The following is a 24,221-nucleotide window of genomic DNA, read 5'->3' as shown; positions in this document are numbered from 1 at the left end:
TCAGCCAAGGAGCAAAACCATGCGTTACATCCTTCATTCAGTGACTGCCGCAGCGGTGATGGTGCTGATACCCGCAATCGCTCGAGCGGAAATCGTGACCGAGACTGTTCGTTACAGTCATGGCGAGCAGGCGTTCGAGGGCTATGCGGCTTACAACAGCGCCCTTGGCAGCGAGCAACCGACAGTCATCATCATCCATGACTGGGACGGCCTTGGAGATTATGAGAAAGCGCGGGCCGAGATGCTCGCCCAGGCCGGTTACGCAGCGTTTGCGGTGGACCTGTTTGGCGCAGGTGTTCGTCCGCAGAGCATTGAGCGACGCCGCGAACTGACCAATGCCCTTTACGCCGATCGCGACCGCATGCGGGCACTCATGGAGTCAGGGCTGGATGCAGCCGATAATCAATCGGCGATCGGAGCCGACACTGCAGTGGCGATCGGTTACTGCTTTGGAGGTGCTGCGGCGCTCGAGTGGGCGCGCTCCGGCGCTGATCTAGAGGGATTTGTGTCCTTCCACGGCGGTCTGGCAACGCCCGATGGACAGACCTATGAGCAAGTCCAGGCTCCCTTGCTGATCCTCCACGGCAGCAATGACCAGGTCGCTCCCATGAGCGATGTCGCTGACCTGGCTGCAAGACTGGATGAGGACAGTGTCGCCTATGACATGGAGATTTACGGCGGCGCGCGCCATGCCTTCACCGACTGGCATGCGAGCGAGCGATACGACGCCAGCGCCGACCTCAAGTCCTGGGCGGCGATGATGGATTTTTTGGGACAGGCACTTAACGCGAATAACTGACAGCGCAGATGGCAGGCTACAAAGCTTCGTCGCCAACCGCTTTCAGCGTTGACAACCAGGGCAGTACACAGTGGCGCGCTGGCCGAGGCGGCTTGTGCGCAGCGTCCGTCCGCAGCGCCTGCAGGGCTGTCCGCCTCGTCCGTAAGCGTCCAGGGATTGCTGAAAATAGCCCGGCTGGCCGTCGCTGCGGCTGAAGTCGCGAAGGGTCGTGCCCCCTGCCTCGATCGCCTCGGCGAGCACTGCCCGAATTGTGACAGCGAGGCCCTCGAAGCGCTTCCGGGACACCCGGCCTGCCGCACGGGCCGGGTGGATCCCCGCACGAAACAAGGCTTCGGTCGCGTAGATGTTCCCGACACCGACGACGATGCGGCTGTCCATGATGAATGCCTTGACTGCCAAACGTCGGTTACCGGCCTGAGCATAAAGATAGGCGCCATCAAACCGGGCATCAAAAGGCTCAGGCCCCAGTGAGCGCAGCAGTGAGTGTGACTCGGCGGGCTCTTCGGTCAGGTGGATGCTTCCAAAGCGCCTCGGATCATGAAACCGCAGACAGCAGTCACTCCCCACGAGAAAGTCGACATGGTCATGCTTGAGGGGCGGGGTGTGCGGCGGGACCACTCTGATGTAGCCGGACATCCCCAGATGCAGCATCACAGCGCTACCTGAGTCGAGCCGCATGATCAGGTATTTGCCACGACGGTCCAGCTGCCAGACCCGAGCCCCGGTGATCGCCGTTGCCAACTCGGCGGGAACCGGCCAGCGCAGCCTCGACTCGCGGACAACGGCTCGTTCTATGACCCGCCCGACACAGTGTGGCTCAAGGCCCCGACGTGTCGTCTCGACTTCAGGTAGTTCGGGCATCAGCTCGCCCCCGCTCAGGGTCAATCGGGCATAAAAAAGCCCGCTTGTAGCGGGCCTTGAAGTCTGCGCCTTGCGAGACTTTTATTTGATCTTGGCTTCCTTGTAGACCACGTGCTTGCGCACCACCGGGTCGTACTTGCGGAACTCAAGCTTATGGGGCGTGTTCCGACGGTTCTTGTCGGTAGTGTAGAAATGCCCCGTGCCGGCGGTCGATACAAGTTTGATCTTGTCGCGCATGATTACCTCAGACCTTTTCGCCGCGGCTGCGCAGATCCGATACAACCTGCTCGATGCCGAGTTTATCGATGAGCCGCATCCCCTTACTGGAGATCCGCAGCCTTACCCAACGGCTCTCGCTCTCGAGCCAGAACCGATGATAGCGCAGGTTGGGCAGGAAGCGCCGGCGCGTCTTGTTGTTGGCGTGTGAGACGTTGTTTCCGGTCATCGGGCGCTTGCCGGTGACCTGACAGACTTTGGCCATTTGGCCCTCCCGAAATCCGTTACCGAGCTGATGCGCAACTGCGCTCACTGAGCCGTGTTTTATACCAGCATCGATGTCACGCTGCAATGCTGCGGACGCCTTACTCCTTGAATTTGCTCCGGGAAAGCACAAGGTCTATGGGTATACCAGGTTTGGGACAGGCACAAAAAAGCATGGAGTATCAGGACTACTACAAAACCCTCGGCGTCAACCGGGATGCGTCGGCCGACGAGATCAAGAAGGCATACCGCCGGCTTGCGCGTCGATACCACCCGGACGTAAGCGAAGAGCCAGACGCGGAAGCCCAGTTCAAGCGCATATCCGAGGCATACGAAGTCCTGAAGGATCCGGAAAAGCGCAAGCTCTATGACCAGCTCGGCGAGAACTGGCAGGCAGGCCAGGACTACTCGCCACCGCCGGGCGGCCAGCGCACTGGATCCAGGACAACCTCCGGATTTAGCGGCGGCGGTGACTTTGGTGACTTCAGCGACTTTTTCGAAAGTATCTTTGGCCGCGGCGCAGCGGGCGGTTTCAATGACCCCTTCGGCGAGTTCCGCGGTCAGCAGAGGGGGCCGGATTGGGACAGGCACCAAGGCGCGAGCGCGCAGGGACGGGATGTCAGCGCTGAGCTCGAAGTCGACCTTGAAGATGCTTATAGCGGGGCCACCAGAACGGTCAGCTTCACAGCAGCGGGACAGGCACAATCCCAGCGCCGCGAACTCAAAGTCAAAATCCCGGCCGGCGTCACTGACGGGCAGAGGATACGCCTGAAGGGTCAGGGCGAAGCATCACCTTTTGGCGGGGAGAACGGGGACCTTCTGATCAAAATCCTGATCAAGCCCCATCGACACTTCCAGCTCGATGGCAAAGATGTCCATCTGGTGCTTCCTGTCGCACCGTGGGAGGCGGCGTTGGGCGCCACAGTCGCGGTACCGACGCTCGGCGGAAAAGTTGAGCTGACTATCCCTGCTGAAAGCCAGAGCCAGAAGCGGCTACGGCTGAAGGGACGGGGCATGCCCGGAAAAACCCCCGGTGATCAGTATGTCAGCCTCATGATCGTCAACCCGCCGGCCAAAACGGAGGATGCGAAGGCGGCTTTTGAGTCGTTCAGGGAGGCCTTTGATTTCGACCCGCGCGCTAGCCTGGGCTCGCATTGAGGTTATCGCTCGTCTCAAGGAAAAGACCGGCGGCGCTGCGATACCCCCTGACGTAGCGGCGCCCGAGCTGCCGCGCCAGGCCTGGTAGCCTGGCGGCATCCCCCAGCACCGCCTGACGGTAGCGCGTCTGACCTGTTACGAACTCCACCAGACCTCGAGCCGCGAGACCAAGCCGTTCCGCTATCGGCGGCATCTCCGCGGCAATCACTGGGACACCTGGTTTGGTCATATGACGTCCGGTCCAGTCGAGTAACTCCAGATACTCAAATTTTTCTCCGGGAAGGTCACCAGCAGCCATTCCGAGATCGGTACCGGAGAAAGGCATGATGACTGGCCCGGAGGCCTTATCGGTCCCCGTGGCGGCCTGCTTGAATCGTTGGACGGCCGAACAGTCACGCCCTGCTTCCGGGCGATCCACCATCCCCGCACGCAGCGGGTTAAGGTCGACATAGGTCATGGCGGCAAGCAGCGCCCCTTCATCCGCCAGCGCCTGAGACCGGTAGCGGCCCTGCCAGAAGTGGCCTGTAACACCATCCTCATGATTAGCGCGACGAGCGATGGGCTCGTTCAGGCAGCGCATGAACCACGAAATACTCATCAGACGTGAGCGATATCCCTCGATCATCAGGCGCATAGCTGGATGAGGCGTCGCGGACTCACCCGCGTTGACAAACTCGTGCATCCACGCCGGTCCTCTGAAGATCCGTAACCAGCGCTGAACGACCTCCCGGGGTTTGAGGGCTCGAGCGTCACTCTCATTGACGCGCACCACGAGGTGATAGTGGTTGGACAGCACCGCATAGGCGCAAAGATCAATTGCGAACACGTCAACCAGATGGGCAAGCCTTGCCTTGATCCACTCGCGCCGATGCGAATAGTCCTGGCCGCTGAGGGAATCTTTCCCGCAGAGGAACTGCCGGCGCACGCACCGGGAAACGAGGTGATAGTAAGGCGTTGCCTCAAGCGAAATCTGATTGCGTCGTGGTTGCCCCATCCCTGGTCTGCTCCTCGACGGTCTATGCAAGCGTTATGGAAAAGGTGGAAACAGCCGCCGGCCGTGGTGCTTGGCGTCCTTTCCTCGACCCCGTCACCAGCGACTGCCCACGACTGCAGTGTCGCCAACAAATGGATCGATCACCAGCCCAATCCGCGCCTGAGCGACCGAACGGCAGCAGCCGTCCGACGAGCGGCAGGTCAAGCGAATGGGGAGAAGGAGGAAGGTGACCAGCCGCCAGTCCGGGGATAAATCAGCGTCCCTGCTGCCAAGTCCATCGGCCCAGCGGCTGGTCGACTCTGAGTATCCACGCGGAAGGGAGGCATTGGTATCCCCCATATGAGGGGGGTCAGGCCGAACTTGTCGCATTCAAGCAAAGTGCTTAGGGTTTCAGTAGAATCTGGTTCGGGACAGGCACGTTGGAGGAATAGTCATTACCGCCCGTCGCCACGCGTCCCTGACACCCCAGCCCCTGTCGACACTCAATAGGTTTAACTCGATGACCGACGTCAACCTCGCAACGGCGCGAGACAACATGGTGGAGCAGCAGCTGCGCACGTGGGAAATCCTCAACGAGCGTGTGCTCGAAGTGATGCACAGGATGCCGCGCGACCGCTTCACGCCGAGTGCGTTCGCCAACCTCGCATATGCCGACATGCAGGTGCCGATCGATCATGACCAGGTGATGCTCGAGCCCAAGGTGGTCGGCCGCTTGCTGCAGGCGCTTGATCCGCAGCCGAACGAGCGGGCTCTGGAGATCGGTACTGGAACCGGGTATTTGACTGCCTGCCTCGGGGAGATGGCGGCGGATGTCACGAGTGTGGATCTCTACCCGGAATTCACCGAGCTTGCCGCTTCCAACCTGAAAAAGCAGGCGATCGAAAACAACCGCCTTGAGACCGGGGATGCAGCGCTGGGATGGGATGACGGCCGTCGCTACGATGTCATTGCGGTTACCGGTTCACTGCCGGAACTCCATCAGGGATTCCATCGCAGCCTGACCCAGGGCGGGCGATTGTTTCTGATTGTGGGACAGCCCCCCATCATGGAAGCCGTTCTGATCACGCGCGTCGGCGAGGACCAATGGGCACGTGAGAGTCTGTTTGACACAAGTGCGCCGGCGCTGGTCGGAGCCCCCGTCACACGCAGTTTCGCGGTCTGACCGGGACCGCAACGGATCGATGCTTTGCTGACGATTACACCCAGGGAATTGCACGAGCAACTGACAACGGGACAGGCACGTTTCACGCTGCTCGATATCCGCGAGGATTGGGAAACGCGGATCAACCACCTCGAGGGCAGTATGTTCGAGCCCATGAGCGGCATTGACCCAAGCCTTGCTGAGCGAGTCCCGGCGGACCAGGACATTGTCGTGATTTGCCACCATGGCGTCAGAAGCGCTCAAGTGGCCCAGTGGCTTGAACAAAATGTGCACTCACGAGTCTTCAACCTAAGCGGCGGGATCGACGCCTGGTGCCATTCCGTTGACCCCGATTTACCGAAATACTGATCAAGCAGGTTATTACGCAATGCGTGACCCCAAACAGACGCCAGCGCGGACGGCGCTCTTTGCGGCGGCCATTTTTGTGGCTGTCCCGAACCTGGCGAACGCCGAGAGCCTGACGAGCATCTACGAGCAGGCGCGCACCAGCGACCCGCAGTTTCAGCAGGCAATCGCAGATCGCAACGCCAGAGAGGAGCTGCTGCCACAGGCACAGGCCGGACTGAAACCGGACGTCGCGCTGAGCTCGACCTACGATGCGATCGATAATCGGGAGACCGACGATCAGTTCCAACAGCTTACCTACGGGGTATCGCTGACCCAGCCGCTGTATCGCTACTCACAGAGCCAGGCTGTCGATCGAGCGGACGCTCAGGTCAGTCAGGCGCGGGCCGAGTTCGATTTTGCCCGGCAGGAGCTTATCCTGCGTGTGGCTGAGCGCTACTTCGCAGTGCTCGACGCCCGCGAGGCGCTGGACGCGGCGGAAGCGAACCTCGACGCGATCCGACGTCAGCTCGATCAGGCCGAGCAGCGCTTCGAGGTGGGAGTGATCGCCCGCACTGATGTCGAAGAAGCCCGAGCGAGAGCCGATCTGGCCCAGGCGGAGCGGCTGCAGGCCGAAGACGATCTCGAGAGCCGGCGAGAGGAGCTGCGCGAACTCACCGACCGCGCCCCGGAACAGCTCGATGCCGTGCGGGCTGAAGTCTCGCTTACCGCTCCCGAACCCGAGGATCCGGCCACCTGGCGCGAGCAGGCCGAAGAGGAAAACCGCCAGCTGGCGGCTGCCCGGTTTGCCGCAGAGGCCGCCATGGAAGGGGTTGATGTCCAGCGCGGCGGGCGCCTGCCGACCGCCGATCTGGTGGCCGGATACAACCGCTCGCGCAACTACAACAACGATGGTATCGAGCGTGAAACCAACCAACTGAGTGCGGGTGTTGAGCTCAACTTCCCGCTCTATCAGGGCGGCGAAGTATCCTCCAATGTCCGCGAAGCGCAGTTCCGGTATACCGAAGCGCGCGAGGCGCTTGAGGAAACGCGCCGGACAGTCGGCCGCAACGCGGCGGATGCATACCGGGGCGTTCAAACAGCGCTGGAGCGGGTGCGGGCACTTGATCAGGCCCGCGTTTCGACCCGGTCTGCGCTGGAGGCCACGGAAGCGGGTTTTGAGGTTGGTACTCGGACCATTGTCGATGTGCTCAACGCGCAGCGCGAGCTATTCAACGCCGAGCGCGATTACGAGCAGGCGCGCAACGCGTATCTGGTGAACACCCTGCGTTTACGGCAGGCCGCCGGGACGTTGACCGAAGCTGATCTCGAGCGGGTCAATGATCTGCTCGGGGAGTCCTGAGCGGCGGCAGAACGCACCGCTCAAGGATATCCAGCGTCCGCTCACTGGCCCCGCGGTGGGCTTCGATGAGCGTCCGGGCATTGCGGCCGGTTTGCTCGAGAAAGTGCCTGTCCCGAAGCAGCACCATCACCGACTGGGCCAGGTCGGCAGCGGTCTCGACTCTGATCCGCCCCGCGCAACGGCCTAGCAGCGAATCGATCTGCTGGCAGTTGGTCACGAAAGGCCCCATCAGGATCGGCTTACCGAGGGCGGCGGGTTCAAGCGGGTTGTGCCCCCCGACGGGCACCAGACTTCCCCCAACAAATGCCAGATCCCCCGCGGATAGATATCGGGGCATCTCACCCATGGTGTCGCCGAGCAAGACCCTCGTGGAGCGGTCCAGAGCGATGGAATCGTTGAGATCTGATGCGCTGACAACGTGCCTGTCCCAAACTTCTTCGGACCCGCCCGCACCATCAGCCGGCCACTGGAAGCGCTCGGGATGGCGGGGCACGGCGATCAAAAGCGCATCAGGAAAGGCCTCAAGCACCATCTGATGGGCTTGTCGGATGAGCTCGGACTCTCCCTGCCGGATACTGGCGGCCACCCAGACCGGGCGCTCCCCGCCTATAAAGGCTCTAAGCCGCGTGCCGGCCTCCGCCTGACGGGCATCGACTGGCTGATCGAACTTGAGATTCCCGGTGATGTGGATATGCCGCTTTGGGACAGGCACGTTATCCGGCCCATCCCTCCCTACTAATTCACTGAACCGCTGGGCGTCCTCCTCGGTCTGTGCGCACAGGCAGGTGAGCCCCCGGAGCGACTGCTTGATCAGGGCACCCAGTCGCTGATATCGCTTGAGACTTGCGGCGCTCAGGCGGGCATTGATCAGCGCCACGGGGACGCTCCGCCGGGCAAGTGTGTCGAGACGATTCGGCCAGATCTCAAGTTCGATAAACACGGCAGCCGCCGGTGAAAGGGTGTCCACAAATCGCTCGACAGCCCCGGGGACATCCACCGGGGCATACCCGTACTCGACGGTCCCCCGATATCGCCGCGCCAGGGTTTCCAACCCCGTTGGCGTATTGGTGGTGATATAGAGAGAGCGCCCGTCGGACACCAACCGATCAATCAGGCTCTGCGCCGCCCGCACTTCCCCCACCGAAGCGGCATGCACCCAGATGGCTCCGGCCTTTGGCGGGTGACTGCCAAAGCGGCCCCAGCGCTGCTCCCGACCGTTTTTAAAAGCGGTATTTTTCCGCCCCAGACGCCACAGATAGACGCGATAAGCCGGCGAAAGCGCTCGGGATATCAGGCGATAGGCAGCCAGGTTCATTCGCGCAACCGCTCATCGGCGGGCGTCGCCATTAATTGATCCAGACGCTCGACCACCATCGCCGGGGTGATCAGCGACATGGCATCGGGATCGCGCACACGCCGGCCCCAGCGGACTGTTTCAACCGATCGCTTGAGAAAGCGCTGAACAGCGGCCGGATAGGCGTTGACCACCCACTTTCGGCCCAGCACTGGTCCGGTGCGATCCGGGTTGGACGTCGCGTAGAGCCCGATAGCCGGCGTCCCCGCCGCCACCGCCATATGCACCGGCCCCGAGTCGGGAGCAATCACCACCGTTGCGCGCTGGATGAGGGCGAACAGGGTTTTCAGGTTGGTGCGACCGACCAGGTTCACGAGGTTTGGGACAGGCACGTTGTTGCTGCCCGCCAGCGCCCGCTCGATACGCTCTGCATAGGCGTGCTCGAGCTCGCTGTGCCCGCCGGTGAGAACGACCTGCAGGCCATGGTGTAGGGCGGCATGCCGAGCAACTTCGGCGTAGTGCTCGGCCGGCCAGTTGCGGAAGTTGCGAAAGCGCTCACTGCTACAGGGGCTGATCACCATCAGCGGCGTCCCTGCGACCAAGCGATCAACCTCGTCCCTCGCCGCCTGCGGGACCGGGATGTCCCATTTCAGCGTTCGATCCCGGACCCCGAGTGCTTCACAGAAACCGAAAAACCCCTCAGTGACATGACCGGGCGGTGATGCGGGAATCCGACGATTGATGAAAAGGCCATGACCGTCCCGCGCCCGAGCGCGATCAAACCCCACGCGTAGCGGCGCACGGACAGCTCTCGAGGCCAGGCCCGCCCGCAACGCGACCTGCATCAGCAACAAGGCATCGAATCTGCGGGCGCCAAGCTGGCGCCGCAATGTGCCTGTCCCGTTGTTTTTGTCGTGCGCAATGACTTCCACGCCATCCAGATCACCCAGTAGACTGGCCTCCACTTTGCCCATTACCCAGGTGAGCTGCGTATCCGGCAGCTGGGTCTGGAGCGTGCGGACAACGGGAACGATATTGCAGCAATCGCCAATCGCTGAGAGACGAAACAGACACAACCGCTCTGGCAGCGGTTCAATCGGGTTTGGACGGTAATGGGGCATATAAGCGTCCGACAAGAGGATGATGAGTACTTTATCAGCCCAGATCCGGCCTCGCCCGCCAGCCATTCCCCCCACCTGTTCGATGTTGACGCGCTGCGGGCTCGGGGCTTGCTCGACGGTCAGGCCACCGGTCGCGCCCAGGCCTACTTCCTGCGTGCCCACGGTAAGCACCTAGTGCTGCGTCACTACCGCCGTGGCGGCCTGCCCCGTCACTTGAGCGACGACCGATTTATCTGGACGGGGCTTTCGCGGAGCCGTCCGTGGCGGGAGCTGGCGGTGATGGCGCGGTTGCGAGCGCTGAATTTTTTTGTGCCTGTCCCATTCTTAGGACGCGTTCAGCGACAGACGACGACCTACACGGCGGACATTCTCACCGAACGGATCCCGGGCGCTCGGTCGATGGCCGATCGGGTGGCTGACGAGGCTTCGTCGGCGATTTGGGCGAAGATCGGGCGGGTGTTGCGCGGCTTTCATGATGCGAATGCGCATCACCCAGATCTGAATGTTCGCAACATACTGATCGATGAGAGCCATGAAGTCTGGTTGATCGATTGGGACCGAGGGCACCTGCGTGCCAACGCTCTCCTGAAAACCCGGAGCCTGGCGCGATTGAAACGCTCGCTCGACCAAGAGCCCGGGCTGACGGGCGCGGCTGAGCGGGGCTGGCCGCGATTGCTCGAGGCCTACGAGTCAGGCCCCTGAATGCGCTCAATGATTGAGCTGGTGGATTCGCCGTCCACAAAATCAAGCACTTCCACCTCGCCACCTGCCGCAGTGACGGCGTCGTAGCCGGCGATCGCCTCCGGTCGATAATCTCCTCCCTTGACCAGCACATCGGGCAGCAGCTTTTCGATCACATTCGCGGGGGTGTCATCCGCAAACGGAATGACCCAATCAACCGCCGCCAACGCCGAGAGGACTGCCATGCGTTGCGCCAGGGGCATCACCGGACGGCCTGCCCCTTTGAGACGTCTCACGGATTCGTCGTCATTGACGGCGACGATCAGGCGGTCGCCCCGTGCCCGCGCCTGTCCCAGATAATGGACGTGCCCCGCGTGTAGAAGATCGAAGCAGCCGTTGGTCATGACAATGCGCTCACCGCGCTCGCGCAGCGGCTCGAGGATTTTCAGCAGCGTCTGCGGGTCGGTGACTGGATGATCCCGCGGTGACTGCCCGATCGCAGCCTCCAGCTCCGGCACGGTCACTGACGCCGTACCCACCTTGGCCACGACCAGCGAGGCCGCAAAGTTGGCGATCGCGGTCGCCTGATGGAAATCGGACCCCGCGGCCAGCGACGCCGACAGCAAGGCGATCACCGTATCGCCCGCGCCGGTCACATCAAAAACCTCCTGGGCGTGAGCCGGCAGGTGGAATGGCTGCGCGTCGGAGCGCAGCAGGCTCATCCCGGCCTCGCCGCGCGTCACCAGCATTCCCCCGATTGACAGATCATCCAGCGCCGGCGGGACGACCGTCTCAAGAAAGTGCCTGTCCCAAACCTCATCCCCCCGAGCCGGCCGACCGGCACCGTGCCTGTCCTGGTACTGCCGGAATTCGCCAAGGTTGGGGGTGAGCAGTGTCGCGCCGGCGTAGCGCTGCCAGTCCGTGCCTTTGGGGTCGACGAGGATTGGGACAGGCACGTTCCGCGCTTCAGCGATCAGCGCCTCGACGTGCGAGAGCGTGCCCTTGGCATAGTCGGAGACGATGACGACATCGGTATCCGCGAGCGCGGATTTGAACAGATCGGTCAGGCCGTCGGTTTCCGAGGCCGTGAATGGCCGCTCGAAATCAAGCCGCATGAGCTGTTGTCGCTGGCTGAGCACGCGCAGCTTGCAGATCGTGGGGTGAGTATCGACACGCTTGAGCATCGGCTCGACGCCGCCGGCCTGCAGCGAGGCCTCCAGAAGCCGGCCGTGGTCGTCATCCCCGATGAGCCCGATGATTCGCACCTGAACGCCCAGTGCACCAAGATTCATGGCGACGTTGGCCGCGCCGCCCGGTCGCATGTCCTCGCCATCCACGCGCAACACCGGCACCGGCGCCTCAGGCGAGATACGACGGGTCGGGCCGTGCCAGTAGCGGTCAAGCATTACATCACCGACCACGAGCACCCGGGCGGCCTCAAAATCCGGCAATTCAAGCTGCATCGAAACCCTCGAGGCGGTAGATTGTGTGAACCATGACTCAGATTCTAGCAGCCACCGCGCTCAAGCACGCGCCAACAGCCGATCAGAGCTCCTCCTGACGTGACCGATGCCAGCCCGCCCGCGCCCACGATGCGCAACCGAATCAGTCAGCGACTGACCCTTGCCCTGTTCTGGAGCCTCGGCAAACTGCCGCCGCGCATTGCATTTAAATTAGGCGAAACCCTCGGTGGCCTATTCAATCGACTGCCGACCCAGCGCCGCCGCGTCGCGAACCGAAACCTTGAGCTGTGCTTTCCTGAATGGGGACAGGCACAACGCGAGCAGGTCATTCGAGCCAACCTCCGCTACACCGGTCGTGCGGTAGCCGAGACCGCACTCGCCTGGTTTGGCGGACGGGCAGTGGACCAGATCCCCTGCCAAGTCGATGGGCTGGCGCATCTGCAGGCCGCGCAGTCCGACGGGAGACCGGTGATCCTGCTCTCGGGTCATTTCCTGTGCGTTGAACTCGCGGCACGACTGATCGGCCCGCGTATTCGCATGGCTGTCATCTACAAGCCGATGCGCAAAAAACCGGGCATGGATCAGGCGATGCTCCGCAGCCGCTCGCGCACCCTGGCAGGCGTGCTGCCGCGGACCGATCTTCGCCAGATTGTTCGGACCTTAAAAAAGGGCATCCCTGTCTGGTACGCCGGCGATCAGGACTACGGCACTCAGAACAGCGAATTCGTCCCCTTCATGGGCGTGCGCACACCCACGACAACCGGGCTGATGCGCCTTTGCCGCATGACCAACGCCCGGGTCGTGCCGATGTTCTTCCACGTCAACACGGCCGGCGATGGCTACACCGTCTCGCTGGGCCCGGCAATGGACGGGTTCCCCACCGGCAACGACCGCACCGACGCCCAATGGATGAACGCCGTGCTGGAGCGCGGGATTCGTGCCCACCCCGAGCAGTACCTCTGGCTCCACCGGCGCTTCAAGCACCCCCCACCGGACGAGCGCCCCGCCTATGCCGACGCCCTGCAAAAACCGCATAACCGGCGTGGAGATCGCTCATGAGCAACCAGCGGGATGACGCCGTGCTGGTAGTGGGCCCCGGCTGGGTGGGCGACATGGTCATGGCGCAGAGCCTTTTCAAAACACTTCGGCAGCAATCCCCCGAGCGCCCGATTGACGTGATCGCACCCACTTGGGGACAGGCACTACTCGAGCGCATGCCCGAAGTGCGCCACACCCTGACACTGCCGGTGGCCCACGGCGAACTGGGGCTGCTCAGGCGTTGGAGATTGGGACAGGCACTAAAACGCCTGCGCCATCGCCAGGCCATCGTGCTGCCACGCTCGGCCAAAGCGGCCCTCGTGCCGTGGCTCGCCCGCATACCGCATCGAACCGGCTACCTGGGAGAGCACCGCTACGGCCTGCTCAACGACATCCGCCCACTCGACCGTGAGCGCACCTACCGGACAGTGGACCGCTTCGTGTCGTTGGCCGACTCCGAGGGCGGGAAGTTTGGGACAGGCACAATCCAACCGGGCACGACCCAACCCACCCCCGCACTCACCAGCACCGCCACGCAGCAAAAGCGCACGCTCGAGGACCTGGAGATCGCGCCGCGGTTTGGGACAGGCACGATCATCACCCTCTGCCCCGGCGCCGAATACGGCCCGGCTAAGCGCTGGCCGGCCGGGTCGTTTGCCGCACTGGCGCGGCATTATCTGGCCCGTGACGCGGCGGTCTGGCTGCTCGGCGCAGCCAAAGATGCCGAGATCACCCGGTCGATTGCGCAGGATGCGCCCGGCGCCCTCGATCTTGCTGGGCAGACAACCCTCAGCCAGGCCATTGATCTGTTGGCTGCAAGCACCGCGGTGGTCACCAACGATTCGGGGCTGATGCACATCGCAGCCGCCACGCCGACCCGCGTGATCGCCCTGTACGGGTCGTCAGATCCTGAATATACTCCGCCACTTAGCAGGCACGCGCAGATTATCTACCACCACCTCGAGTGCAGCCCCTGCTTTGCCCGAGAGTGTCCGCTGGGACACCTCAATTGCCTGCGCGGCATCTCGCCCGACGAAGTCATCCGGGCCATCGATCACACCGCACCGCCAGTCACGTGATGCAACCAGCCGAGAGCCCTACTCATGCCGACTCGTAACCACTTCCGTAAAACGTACCTCGTCACCGGCGGCGCAGGGTTCATTGGCTCACACCTGTGTGACCGACTCATCGGCGCCGGTCATGCCGTGCTGTGTGTCGATAACTACCTGACCGGCAGCCGCGACAACATCGCCCATCTGCTCGATGACCCGCATTTCGAAGCGATGCGCCACGACGTGACCTTCCCGTTATTCGTCGAGGTCGATGGCATCTTCAACCTGGCCTGCCCGGCCTCGCCCGTTCACTACCAGCGCGATCCGGTCCAGACCACCAAGACCAGCGTGCACGGCGCGATCAACATGCTGGGACTCGCGAAGCGGCTGAATGTCCCGATCCTTCAGGCCTCCACCAGCGAGGTCTACGGCGACCCGGAAATCCACCCGCAGACCGAGGACTATTGGGGACACGTCAACCCAATCGGCACGCGTGCCTGCTACGACGAGGGCAAACGCTGCGCCGAGACGCTGTTCTTTGACTACCACCGCGAGCACGACCTCGAAATCAAGGTGGCGCGGATCTTCAACACTTACGGCCCGCGCATGCACCCCAATGACGGCCGCGTGGTCTCGAACTTCATCATGCAGGCGCTGCGGGGCGACGACATCACGCTCTACGGCGACGGCGAGCAGACCCGCTCGTTCTGCTATGTGGATGACCTGGTCGAAGGGCTGATCCGGCTCATGAACACCGATGCCGCGGTGACCGGCCCGGTCAATCTCGGCAACCCCGGCGAGTTCACCATGCGCGAGCTCGCCCGTGCGGTGATCGACGAAACCGGAGCGAAAAGCCAGATGATCCACGCACCGCTGCCCGCCGACGACCCGCGCCAGCGCCAGCCCGACATCAGTCTTGCCCAGCAGACCCTCGAGTGGACGCCAACAGTACCGCTGGTCGACGGCCTGCAGCCGACCGTCGCGTACTTCCGCGATCTCGTCGAACGCGGGCTGAGCTAAGTTGAACGACGAGTCGGGAGCAAAAACTCTGGGACAGGCACTATCCTTGTCCGTCGCCATCATCACCAAGGACGAGGAAGCGAACCTGCCGAGGCTGCTCGATAGCCTCGAGCCCCTGCAGCCGGCGGAGGTGGTCCGCAAAACACACTTACAATCAGCACAAGCGGGCAACATTCCCAGCTCCGACAATCGAACCGCCCACAAATTATGCGCGACAACCAGCACCACTCCAGTACTGTGATAACTACAGAAGGCACACCAATGAGCCCGACCTCCGCGAACCCGAAAGCACTCATCGCCGTCGGCGAAGGGCATGTTACTGAAGTGGAGCTAATAATCCGGCTACGCGACCACGGCATCGATGCCCACGCAGCATTCGAGTCATCGTCGCCTCATTTAACCAAATTGCGCGACGCCGGCGTACCAACTCGCACCCTCGACCTTAAAAGTAATATCGACCTCCCAAAAGCCAAGTTGATACGAAATTGGGTAATACATGAGCGGTTCGACATCCTCCATGGGTTAGGCAACCGACAGGTCGCCAACTTTATAACAGCGAGCTATGGGTTGAAAAACAAAGTCATTGCCTACAGAGGAGCCGTCGGCCACGTCTCACGCTGGGATCCCACTTGCTACCTAAAGTGGCTCAACCCAAGATTAGATTGCCTGATCTGTGTGTCGAATGCCGTTAAGGCCGATCTCGCATCAAACGGTGTACCCGAGACCAAGCTAGTAACAATACACAAGGGTCACGATATCAGCTGGTACTCAGGACTCGATAGGCACACAGCACGCCACGAAATTAATGAACTTTTCGCTATACCGGAAGACTCTATCTTGGTCGGCATGGTCGCGAATATGCGCTACATTAAAGGCGCTGATATGTTGATCCAGGCACTACATTTTTTACCAGACAACGTACATGCTATCCTTATTGGTGAGGTCCGTGACCCTAATATCGAAAAATTGGCAAGCAACTCTAACATTGCATCTCGAGTGCACTTCACTGGCTACCGGTCGGATGCCGTTCACATTTTGGCTGGATTGGACATAAATACAGCGCCATCGAGGAGAGAGGGCCTCCCGAAGTCAGTGATTGAGGGAATGGCACAGGGAATCCCGGCCGTAGTAACCAACGCCGGTGGCCTACCTGAGATAATTGACGACGGTGACAACGGTTTCATCGTCCCAATAGATGACCTGAATGCCTTTAGCCGTCACCTAGCGAAGCTGATTGCTGACTCAGAACTTCGTGACCGCATGGGCCAACGCGCTAAAGAGAAAATGCTTCGTTCCTTTGATATCAGAAAAACGGTTGAATCAACGGCCGCTCTCTATCACCAGCTACTCCCTTGACTCACACCCTGAAATGCCCAAGTAGTAATCCGTAAGCCTGTTAACATGAGTGTCCATTGAGAAATTTTCCCTCACCCACGCCGCTCCGTTGGACGAGAGGGAGTTTCGCTTCCGCTGATCACGAAGCAGGGACTCAAGCGCCGTTGCCCAAGCCGAACGATCACTCGGCTCAACCGTCAGCCCTCGATCCTCGCCTAGCAACTCAGGGATTGCACCTGAGGCCGACCCCACCACCGCGCAACCCGATGCCATTGATTCGATAACTGCTAATCCGAAGGCCTCACACGCTGACGGTATACACGCGATATCAGCCCCCCGTAGACACATAGCGAGATCGTCTCGGAAACCCCCGAAGATTACCTCCCCATCTAAGCCGCTATTATCAACGAATCTCTTTAGTTCACCAAAATAATCCGACGAATGCGCATCTTGGGGATCCACGCCACCTAGAATAATACCTTGCCAATCCGGCAAGCCCTCCTTATTGGAGAGCTCCCGCAATGCGTCAAGCCAGATATGATGCCCCTTGCTTCTGTCAATACGCCCTGGGAGCACAATGGCGACGGCGCCGGGCCGAATTCCGAGATCCGCCCTGATTTGACGAACCTTCTGGTCTGCCAGAGGAGCCGTATAGGCCTCAAGGTCGACGCCATAATATAGCTGGGTGAGCTTTTTCTTTGTTACCGGTAATGAATACCGATTCCACTGATAAGTGGCTTTGCTGATCGAAAAAACGCGAGCTGTCTTATTATATACCCATCGGTGATACCAATCACTTTTCGGCTTTTTCACACCCATATGGTCAGTGAAAAAAAGCCTGATATCGGGCCTAAAAAGAACCACCAAAGCCCCAATCTGCATGTCGCTCGACTTGTGACAGTGCACAATATGGATATCGTTCCTACGTATATAGCTTAATACCTGCCAAATGTTGAGGAGAGAAAGCCACCGCGACCTGAAAGTCTTTACATTGCACCCGTGCCTCCGTAGTGCCTCTTCAACCCTCGCACCGCGTAACGTTAGACCATAAACCTCCCACCCCCGCTTTTGTAAGTGAGGGGCTATTCTACCGGGATACATTTCGAGGCCTCCCCAGCTAGCGCTTAAGCAAACCTCCAAAACCCGTCTCGGGGTAGTTCGTGCGTTATTCGCTGCCACAGAGATATTTTTCTCCTATTATTGACGCGGCTAACGTAAGATCGATAGCGTCCATATCGTCTTCGCCTGCCCACGCCGGCGGGCTAAACGCAAGCCGTTTAGATGGACTATTGATCGTCTGCCAACGCAACGCTGTCGACGATTGCCGTCGAGGATAGAACCCTACTGTGTTCACATTCAGCGCACCAGCAACGTGAAGTGGCCCTGTTGATCCACTAATAAAGACATCTGAAACGGCAATCAATTGGGCAAATTTTTCAATGCCTCGATTTGAAAAATGCACCGCGGAAGGGGCGGATTCAATCGCATCGTTAACACTCAGCGCTACGCCTTCCTCTCCTGGCCCTGCTGTTATGAGAAAGAAACAATCGCCGAATTCTGAAATCTTTCCTGCTAGCCAAGCGTAACGCTCTGGCGTCATGTTCCGTGCGGACCCACCACTGCCCGGATGTATAACTATCAACTTCGCTCCGTTCGAGAACCCGTAGGTAGTTTCCACCTCTTTGAGACGCTGATCCAGACACTCGCATGGAAACTCAAGGTAGGGGCCGCTCGGGACTTGGGGAACCACCCTTCCATAATGCCTGAGTAAGGCGCGCACCAGGTCGATGTTATATTCGTACTCGGGCATGAGCGATTTCGATCGCCTCTGCACCTGCCGGCCGTGAAACAATACCTGGTATATCTTGGTCGCTGGCGCGAGCCGGAACGGTACTCGGCCTACCCATAACGCTGCCGCCGCTCTACGATTAACAAAAAACGATAATGCCGCGTCATACTTGTTGCCTTTGATAACATCCGCTATCTCCCCAACAGGCTGCCCATGATCAACTAAGACGTTATCGACGTACCTGCACAACTGTGAAATCTGAACACCAGCCGGTCCGACGAGTACGTCGATCCGCGCAGCCGGGAGCGAGGCACGCAACAGCGCAAGCGCCGGCCACACGAGCATAAAGTCGCCAAGCTTATCTGTACGTGTTAGCAAGATCCGAGACGGTAATGTCACCAAATGCTCCCTGCGAGGGCATCCTGATAACAACCTATTACCGAGCTAGAAGTTCTCTCAATGGAAAACGATTCTTGCACGTGCCGACGACATTGAGAACGACTAAGTGACGAGATGTTCCCGATTGCTGCACACATGCCCTCTAGATCTTCGACGACGAACCCAGTGACACCGTCTTTTACGATCTCCGGAACAGCACCACGGTTAAACGCTATCACCGGCGTTCCCGTCGCCATCGCTTCGATCATCACAAGGCCAAACGGCTCCTCCCATCTGATTGGGAACAGAAGCGCTTTTGCATTTCCAAGGAATTCGTACTTTTCTCCACCGCCCAAGACACCCAGTGTTGAAATCAATGACTGAAACGGCAACCATGTCTCCTTGATTTTGAATTTCCGCCCTCCAGCGATTCTCAATGGATGCTTACATTTTTTCGCCGCAGCTATTGCTTCAGCAGCACCCTTCTTAGAACGACGCACCTTCCCAAGGAAGGCTAAATATTGCCCTGGATCTTCCCGATATGGGATATCTTGAACGTCAATCCCATTATAGACATATCGCCTGCCTCTATGCTGCTGGGCATGACTGCGAGAAACATATATACGATTTATAGAGCGATCCAGTGATGGGTCGTGCAATCCGCGGACGTGCGTCACAGACATAATGCGCCTTTGCATTAACGTCGGCTGTAATCGATTCGCTTCCGCATGAAAGTGAACGATATCCACGCCAGTGTCGACGCATAGCTCCAAAAGTTTCTGAGCTTCACCGCCGCGGCCACTTATAGAATGGATTGATGCCACCCTTGATGACCCAGTTGTCACAATACCCGCGTCATGCCCTTGCTTGTTCTGTGCATCAACTAGGGCAATAAGGGACTGCGGCGCCCCACCTTCATCACCGGTTAATGGGAAATCTCTATCGGTAACATGTAGTATTTTCACCTCACTAACACCCAAGCTGTCCTAAAAGAAATAATCATTAACGTGATTTTCACGAAAGGAAATTGCCTTTACGTTTGAAGATTGCGTATATTCTGGGTCAACTGCGGCTGATCCGCTGCGGTTCATGGGAGATCTGATTACAGCTCTCTGAAAGCTCGTTATAACGTTTCGCATTGGTGATGTACCCGCAGAATACTGCGGTCCAGAAAGCAAAGTTCATTACACCATTATTTGAGCCAAGCGCATGATGCGCAAGCCCATACACCAAAAAATTCGTAGACGCAACTAATCCGCCTAAAGAAATAATGCGATCCGACGGGCTTTGCTCAGAACGGAAAAATCGAAGATATAGCCAGATCGGGAAAAAGTAAAGCGCTGCCAAGATTGTTAAACCCAGAATGCCTCGCTTTGAAGAAGCATTCAGCCAATCATTATGTGAGTGATTCAGCCTCGCTGCGCCTTTTGTAATATACCCGCTTTCCGCAAGTGAGTTCATTTCTTCTTGATAACCGCGGTCACCCCAACCGAATAACGGTTTCTCCTTGAAGAGTCTTAAAGAACCCTTCCAGACATCGAACCTTTTCGACATAGATCCAGCCCGGGCCCCGTCAGTGTAGAAATGGCTGATATCTTCCGCTGCACCTTGCAGTCTCGTAACGAATGAGGAGTGATCCATAGTAGTTGCTAATGCGCTGCTACCCACTAGTATTGCGACAGCCATCACAAGTAGCATTCGTCGCAAACGGAGGCGGAGGAGTGCGAAAGTGATTAAAACAAGTAGAACTAGTAGGGCGATCCAGCTGGCGCGCGTCCCGGAGGCCAACGATCCAGCGAAGCCTCCGAGAATGCCCAGTATCGGAATTACTTGATAGCGTATGGGCTGGCGCGTTTCACTCATCCATGCTAGGCCGACAATACTGAGAGACGCGAAAAAGATAGAGAGATTGCCGAAGTGTTCAGGACCAACCCCTCCAGAAGCGCGTCTAGCCGACTCAACATAGGTCTCATAAAGCCCTATAACACCGGTTGAGACACCGCCAAGCGCAATGCCGATCCATATGAAGACCCAGCGTAACCCATACATAGCAGTTGCCAGCAATACAGGAACGGCAAGCAACAGACGGCTCGTTTGATCGAATGCAGATGGATCAGCTCCATGTAAGGCCGCATGAGTGATCCAATAAGTCGAATAAGCGGACATAGCGAAGACGACCCCCCATGCCGTTCGGTCTATATGTGGAACTCCGCTCCGAATTAGTCCGAAAACGCTACCGATAAGTAGAAATAGTGCGCCAATGGAGTAACCGGAAGGCAGAACGACTGCAAAGGCAGCCATCGCGGCCGCCGATATGCTCAGAAAAACGGAAATCCGTTCGCTGATTCGGTCCCGGCAGTCATCACTGACGGCGGTTTTATCAGCCTTCATTCGCTAACCAAGCCATATAACCCCTCACTCCAATACGAACGTCCCTGAACTCACCGCGATACCCGGCCTCACGCAGCTCCGAGATATCGGCCTGAGTATAGCTCAGATGTCGCCCTTGTTCTGTTCGCGGGGACCGTACACGTTGAAATACCGCAGCCCAGCGACCTGGCTCTCGACCTCTGGCATGAGCTTGGCGACGTACTGGTCAAACAGCGCCTTCGAATAACCGTAAACGTTGAGCGGCCGCTCGCGGCCAATCTGTTCCGTGAAGTCGGTGTCGCCGCCATAAACCGCAGCCGACGAGGCATAGATGAACGGCACGTTGTAGAGCAGACACAGGTTAAGCGCCTGTTTTGAGTACTCGAAGTTGTTTTCCATCATGTAACGGCCGTTCCACTCGGTAGTGTCGGAACAGGCACCCAGATGAAAAACGGCGTCCACGCGGTGATCGCCACTCTCCGCAAGCCAATCCAGAAACTCATCCTGATCCAGATAGTCCGCGATGCCCGCGTCCCGGATGTTGAGAAACTTCCGCCCATCTGTCAGATCATCAACGACGACGATGTCGTCACGACCCCTCGCATTGAGCCCATGGACAAGGTTGCTGCCGATAAATCCAGCGCCACCGGTTACAACAATCACTAATCACCCCTCAGGTGTTCTTTCATACGGATTCGCCCACCCCGCCGGCCGCCGCGAAAACCGCCGATACGTCCACTGATACTGCGCGGGCCGCGCTTCCACCACCCGCTCGATCTCCCGATTCAACGCCGTCGCCGCCACTTCCGGGTCAGGGTCGCCCACCGGCTCCGTCACCCGCCGCGAGTGCAGCCGATAGCCGCGTCCCCGCTCCAGGCGCTCCGCCCAGCCAATCACCACCGGCGCATTCGTGCGCTCGGCGAGCTTGCCGAACAATACCCATCAACCTAGCCGTGCATGACCGACTAAAGCCCCATCATCGGCGGCGTTCCGGGGCTATTGAAATCATATCTGAACCAGGAAAGAAAACGAGAGAATCGCTCTTCAACAGCGTAGGCATCGGCATCCGAATACCAGATACGATAATCCTCCTTTTTCCGAGTCCGCTTTTCGTAAATTGATGCATTCTCGAACCCAACACCTTCCACCCGAAAAGTCTTCAAAGTCTCGTCAATAGAATTTGCAAGATCTTCGAAAAAAATCACCCTATCGATCAACCAGCCCCGACCGCTGATATACGGATCGAAAAGATACTCTTCGGCGATGCTTATTCCATTGTCTCCAACACTCAGTGACCTGCTTAAGAATTCCGAGAAGCTACACTCGAAGGGCTGTGTACCGCCTCCTCTACCACCTTGCTGCCACTTATAACTAGAGACCAATGCATCCCAGGGATTTCTCACATTCGTGACCACCGAACACTGATTGAAAAAGTCCTGCCCCACAAGGTCGAGAACATCATTGCCCGTCATGTGCTCGCGGACCCTCATCTTTGATCCAAACTTCAATTTCGTTGCTAAAATCCAGTCACTTGCTGAATGGCGAGGAGCTGGAAGAGCTTTTTTAAAACGTGCAAATTCTCTATCTCTGCGCTTCTTGGGGAAGCCATACTTCTCAATATCTTTGCTTGTCCTATAGATGTCGGAACCTAATGCGGTCTGTGTGATCAAGTAGACCTCTGTTGAGGTTCCAGCAGTCTTATGAGACTTGAGGTAGATGAACTTTTTATTCCTGTTTAATATCGTCATTGTATGAAGCTATTTTGAAAAATAAATCGAAATTGGTGGGCTTACAAATCGTCAAAAGAAAACAGATCGCCAAATTGCCCACCTGAGGGAGCTTGCTTACCTATAACCGGACAAACTATGCTTCTTTATCTTCGTGATCGTGGGTGAAGTTCAATATTCATTTTTTCAGCGCCGCCAACGATAGAACTACAGGCCAAATCAAAGACTAAAACTCTGTCTTTCGCAGTGTCAGTGAGAAACAAGCTCTCTTTAAAAAAGGCAATCTGATGCACGTCTGAACAACCTGGGACATCCACAACAGACTTGAGCGACAGATCACCGCAAGATAAGCAAGAAACACTAGTAAGTTGTTTTTTGGTTACCCATGAAGGTTGGACGCGTTCAGCAAGATAAACGTTACTCCGAGCGTCGCTCGCTACGCCGAAGAAGCCAAGCTTGTGCCGTCTCCCCCAAAATCCTCTGGGGCGCACTTCTAAAATTTTCTTCGGAGCAGCTGACTGCTTGGGGTCGAGTGCGTAGACACCTCGACTGGTAGTGGCAAGGATCAGCCCCGTCCTTCCCCGGCTGCTCTTATCAACCATCGTCCAGCCAGGCCATATAATCCTTCACCCCAGCACGAACATCCCTGAATTCGCCGCGATACCCGGCCTCACGCAGCTTCGAGATATCGGCTTGGGTATAGCTCTGATACCGCCCTTCGAGGTGAGCGGGGAAGGGAATGTATTCGACCTCGCCTTCTCCAAAGTACTCCGTAACCCCCTGGGCCACATGATTGAACGGCTCCGATCGCCCCGTCCCGCAATTGAATACGCCGCTCACCGAGGGGTTATCCAATAGCCACAGGTTCACCGCGACGGCATCGTCCACGTGGACGAAGTCCCGACGCTGCTCACCGTCGCCGTATCCGTCACAGCCCTCGAACAGTTTGACGCGCCCGGTGTCACGCAGCTGCTGGCGGTGGTGGTAGGCGACACTGGCCATGCCGCCCTTATGCTGTTCGCGGGGTCCGTACACGTTGAAATACCGCAGACCCGCAATCTGGCTCTCGGCCTCGGGCATGAGCTTGGCGACGTACTGGTCAAACAGCGCCTTCGAATAACCGTAGACGTTGAGCGGCCGCTCGCGGCCAATCTGTTCCGTGAAGTCGGTGTCGCCGCCATAAACCGCAGCGGACGAGGCATAGATGAACGGCACGTTATAGAGCAGACACAGGTTAAGCGCCTGTTTTGAGTACTCGAAGTTGTTTTCCATCATGTAACGGCCGTCCCACTCGGTGGTGTCGGAACAGGCACCTAGATGAAACACGGCGTCCACGCGGTGATCGCCACTCTCCGCAAGCCAATCCAGAAACTCATCCTGATCCAGATAGTCCGCGATGCCCGCGTCCCGGATGTTGAGAAACTTCCGCCCATCTGTCAGATCATCAACGACGACGATGTCGTCACGACCCCTCGCATTGAGCCCATGGACAAGGTTGCTGCCGATAAATCCAGCGCCACCGGTTACAACAATCACTAATCACCCCTCAGATGTTCTTTCATACGGATTCGCCCACCCCGCCGGCCGCCGCGAAAACCGCCGATACGTCCACTGATACTGCGCGGGCCGCGCTTCCACCACCCGCTCGATCTCCCGATTCAACGCCGTCGCCGCCACTTCCGGGTCAGGGTCGCCCACCGGCTCCGTCACCCGCCGCCAGTGCAGCCGATAGCCGCGTCCCCGCTCAAGGCGCTCCGCCCAGCCAATCACCACCGGCGCATTCGTGCGCTCGGCGAGCTTGCCGAACAATGT

At 58.8% G+C, this 24,221-nt stretch carries 25 protein-coding genes and 1 pseudogene; 10 read left to right on the top strand and 16 right to left on the bottom strand.

The window, feature by feature from the left end:
- The first annotated feature begins 19 nt into the window (after positions 1–19).
- Complete coding sequence (locus tag FPL11_RS01720; protein ID WP_144346968.1) at positions 20–799, top strand: dienelactone hydrolase family protein; 780 nt, start codon at positions 20–22, stop codon at positions 797–799.
- Between the two features lie 42 nt (positions 800–841).
- Here FPL11_RS01720 and mutM read toward each other — a convergent pair whose 3' ends face one another.
- The 3 genes from mutM to rpmB form a co-directional block, all read right to left on the bottom strand.
- Positions 842–1,660, bottom strand: coding sequence for a bifunctional DNA-formamidopyrimidine glycosylase/DNA-(apurinic or apyrimidinic site) lyase (mutM, locus tag FPL11_RS01715; RefSeq protein WP_144346967.1), 819 nt, complete (start codon positions 1,658–1,660; stop codon positions 842–844).
- Positions 1,661–1,741: 81 nt separating this feature from the next.
- The gene (gene rpmG, locus FPL11_RS01710) at positions 1,742–1,897 is read right to left on the bottom strand and encodes a 50S ribosomal protein L33 (protein ID WP_110882318.1); all 156 of its coding nucleotides are present in this window, start codon (positions 1,895–1,897) and stop codon (positions 1,742–1,744) included.
- Between the two features lie 7 nt (positions 1,898–1,904).
- Positions 1,905–2,141 (bottom strand): 50S ribosomal protein L28, encoded by a 237-nt coding sequence (gene rpmB, locus FPL11_RS01705; protein ID WP_110882317.1) that lies wholly within the window; start codon positions 2,139–2,141, stop codon positions 1,905–1,907.
- Positions 2,142–2,314: 173 nt separating this feature from the next.
- Between rpmB and FPL11_RS01700 the strand changes: the two genes are divergently transcribed.
- A complete protein-coding gene (locus FPL11_RS01700; RefSeq protein ID WP_144346966.1) occupies positions 2,315–3,298 on the top strand; it encodes a DnaJ C-terminal domain-containing protein in 984 nt (327 codons plus the stop codon).
- Here FPL11_RS01700 and FPL11_RS01695 read toward each other — a convergent pair.
- Entirely contained in the window at positions 3,279–4,292 is a 1,014-nt protein-coding gene (locus tag FPL11_RS01695) for a transposase (RefSeq protein WP_144346965.1), read from the bottom strand. The two genes, FPL11_RS01700 and FPL11_RS01695, sit on opposite strands and share 20 nt — an antisense overlap.
- A gap of 499 nt (positions 4,293–4,791) precedes the next feature.
- Between FPL11_RS01695 and FPL11_RS01690 the strand changes: the two genes are divergently transcribed.
- The 3 genes from FPL11_RS01690 to FPL11_RS01680 are packed head-to-tail and all read left to right on the top strand — an operon-like array spanning position 4,792 to position 7,141.
- On the top strand, positions 4,792–5,454 hold the full coding sequence (locus FPL11_RS01690) for a protein-L-isoaspartate O-methyltransferase family protein (protein ID WP_144346964.1): 663 nt from the start codon (positions 4,792–4,794) through the stop codon (positions 5,452–5,454).
- A gap of 24 nt (positions 5,455–5,478) precedes the next feature.
- Positions 5,479–5,802, top strand: coding sequence for a rhodanese-like domain-containing protein (locus FPL11_RS01685; RefSeq protein ID WP_144346963.1), 324 nt, complete (start codon positions 5,479–5,481; stop codon positions 5,800–5,802).
- A 19-nt stretch (positions 5,803–5,821) separates the two neighbouring features.
- Positions 5,822–7,141: a TolC family outer membrane protein gene (locus tag FPL11_RS01680; protein WP_144346962.1), complete on the top strand. Its 1,320-nt coding sequence runs from the start codon at positions 5,822–5,824 to the stop codon at positions 7,139–7,141.
- On the opposite strand, the gene FPL11_RS01675 is transcribed toward FPL11_RS01680, so the two are convergent.
- Together FPL11_RS01675 and FPL11_RS01670 are read right to left on the bottom strand one after the other, a co-directional pair.
- On the bottom strand, positions 7,116–8,456 hold the full coding sequence (locus FPL11_RS01675; protein ID WP_144346961.1) for a 3-deoxy-D-manno-octulosonic acid transferase: 1,341 nt from the start codon (positions 8,454–8,456) through the stop codon (positions 7,116–7,118). The two genes, FPL11_RS01680 and FPL11_RS01675, sit on opposite strands and share 26 nt — an antisense overlap.
- Positions 8,453–9,556, bottom strand: a complete 1,104-nt coding sequence (locus FPL11_RS01670; RefSeq protein ID WP_144346960.1) for a glycosyltransferase family 9 protein — start codon at positions 9,554–9,556, stop codon at positions 8,453–8,455. Before FPL11_RS01670 ends, FPL11_RS01675 begins: the two co-directional genes overlap by 4 nt.
- Between FPL11_RS01670 and FPL11_RS01665 the strand changes: the two genes are divergently transcribed.
- Positions 9,548–10,258 (top strand): 3-deoxy-D-manno-octulosonic acid kinase, encoded by a 711-nt coding sequence (locus FPL11_RS01665; protein ID WP_144346959.1) that lies wholly within the window; start codon positions 9,548–9,550, stop codon positions 10,256–10,258. The two genes, FPL11_RS01670 and FPL11_RS01665, sit on opposite strands and share 9 nt — an antisense overlap.
- On the opposite strand, the gene hldE is transcribed toward FPL11_RS01665, so the two are convergent.
- A complete protein-coding gene (hldE, locus tag FPL11_RS01660) occupies positions 10,240–11,700 on the bottom strand; it encodes a bifunctional D-glycero-beta-D-manno-heptose-7-phosphate kinase/D-glycero-beta-D-manno-heptose 1-phosphate adenylyltransferase HldE (RefSeq protein ID WP_144346958.1) in 1,461 nt (486 codons plus the stop codon). The two genes, FPL11_RS01665 and hldE, sit on opposite strands and share 19 nt — an antisense overlap.
- 99 nt (positions 11,701–11,799) lie before the next feature.
- On the opposite strand from hldE, the gene FPL11_RS01655 reads away from it, so the two are divergent.
- From FPL11_RS01655 to FPL11_RS01640, 4 genes are all read left to right on the top strand, one after another.
- Entirely contained in the window at positions 11,800–12,759 is a 960-nt protein-coding gene (locus tag FPL11_RS01655; RefSeq protein ID WP_235013501.1) for a lysophospholipid acyltransferase family protein, read from the top strand.
- Positions 12,756–13,817 (top strand): lipopolysaccharide heptosyltransferase II, encoded by a 1,062-nt coding sequence (gene waaF / locus FPL11_RS01650; RefSeq protein ID WP_144346957.1) that lies wholly within the window; start codon positions 12,756–12,758, stop codon positions 13,815–13,817. Before FPL11_RS01655 ends, waaF begins: the two co-directional genes overlap by 4 nt.
- A 24-nt stretch (positions 13,818–13,841) precedes the next feature.
- On the top strand, positions 13,842–14,810 hold the full coding sequence (locus FPL11_RS01645) for a UDP-glucuronic acid decarboxylase family protein (RefSeq protein WP_144346956.1): 969 nt from the start codon (positions 13,842–13,844) through the stop codon (positions 14,808–14,810).
- A gap of 261 nt (positions 14,811–15,071) precedes the next feature.
- Positions 15,072–16,166, top strand: coding sequence for a glycosyltransferase family 4 protein (locus FPL11_RS01640; RefSeq protein WP_159308526.1), 1,095 nt, complete (start codon positions 15,072–15,074; stop codon positions 16,164–16,166).
- Here FPL11_RS01640 and FPL11_RS10260 read toward each other — a convergent pair.
- The 9 genes and pseudogenes from FPL11_RS10260 to FPL11_RS01595 form a co-directional block, all read right to left on the bottom strand.
- Positions 16,155–17,324 carry a glycosyltransferase family 4 protein gene (locus tag FPL11_RS10260; protein WP_412549250.1) on the bottom strand — a complete coding sequence of 390 codons (1,170 nt, stop codon included), beginning with the start codon at positions 17,322–17,324 and terminating at the stop codon, positions 16,155–16,157. The two genes, FPL11_RS01640 and FPL11_RS10260, sit on opposite strands and share 12 nt — an antisense overlap.
- On the bottom strand, positions 17,311–17,955 hold the full coding sequence (locus FPL11_RS10055) for a glycosyltransferase family 9 protein (RefSeq protein WP_159308525.1): 645 nt from the start codon (positions 17,953–17,955) through the stop codon (positions 17,311–17,313). The genes FPL11_RS10260 and FPL11_RS10055 overlap by 14 nt, the downstream gene beginning before the upstream one ends.
- Before the next feature lie 374 nt (positions 17,956–18,329).
- A complete protein-coding gene (locus FPL11_RS01625) occupies positions 18,330–19,292 on the bottom strand; it encodes a glycosyltransferase (protein WP_144346952.1) in 963 nt (320 codons plus the stop codon).
- Between the two features lie 82 nt (positions 19,293–19,374).
- Positions 19,375–20,703 carry an O-antigen ligase family protein gene (locus FPL11_RS01620; RefSeq protein ID WP_144346951.1) on the bottom strand — a complete coding sequence of 443 codons (1,329 nt, stop codon included), beginning with the start codon at positions 20,701–20,703 and terminating at the stop codon, positions 19,375–19,377.
- Between the two features lie 111 nt (positions 20,704–20,814).
- Positions 20,815–21,345: pseudogene (locus FPL11_RS01615) on the bottom strand (NAD-dependent epimerase/dehydratase family protein); the annotation flags it as partial.
- A 3-nt stretch (positions 21,346–21,348) separates the two neighbouring features.
- Positions 21,349–21,618, bottom strand: a complete 270-nt coding sequence (locus FPL11_RS01610; protein WP_144346950.1) for an LpxL/LpxP family acyltransferase — start codon at positions 21,616–21,618, stop codon at positions 21,349–21,351.
- Between the two features lie 29 nt (positions 21,619–21,647).
- Positions 21,648–22,430 (bottom strand): hypothetical protein, encoded by a 783-nt coding sequence (locus tag FPL11_RS01605; protein ID WP_144346949.1) that lies wholly within the window; start codon positions 22,428–22,430, stop codon positions 21,648–21,650.
- A gap of 573 nt (positions 22,431–23,003) precedes the next feature.
- Positions 23,004–23,945 carry an ADP-glyceromanno-heptose 6-epimerase gene (rfaD, locus tag FPL11_RS01600; protein ID WP_144346948.1) on the bottom strand — a complete coding sequence of 314 codons (942 nt, stop codon included), beginning with the start codon at positions 23,943–23,945 and terminating at the stop codon, positions 23,004–23,006.
- Positions 23,946–23,948: 3 nt separating this feature from the next.
- Positions 23,949–24,221, bottom strand: a 273-nt coding sequence (locus tag FPL11_RS01595; protein WP_484385948.1) for a lysophospholipid acyltransferase family protein, incomplete at its 5' end; no start/stop codon positions are given.

Origin of the sequence: Spiribacter aquaticus, assembly GCF_007625215.1 — a bacterium.
In the GTDB taxonomy this organism is placed as follows: domain Bacteria; phylum Pseudomonadota; class Gammaproteobacteria; order Nitrococcales; family Nitrococcaceae; genus Spiribacter; species Spiribacter roseus.
The sequence above is the reverse complement of the archived record's forward strand: the minus strand, read 5'-3'. Positions and strand labels throughout refer to the sequence as shown.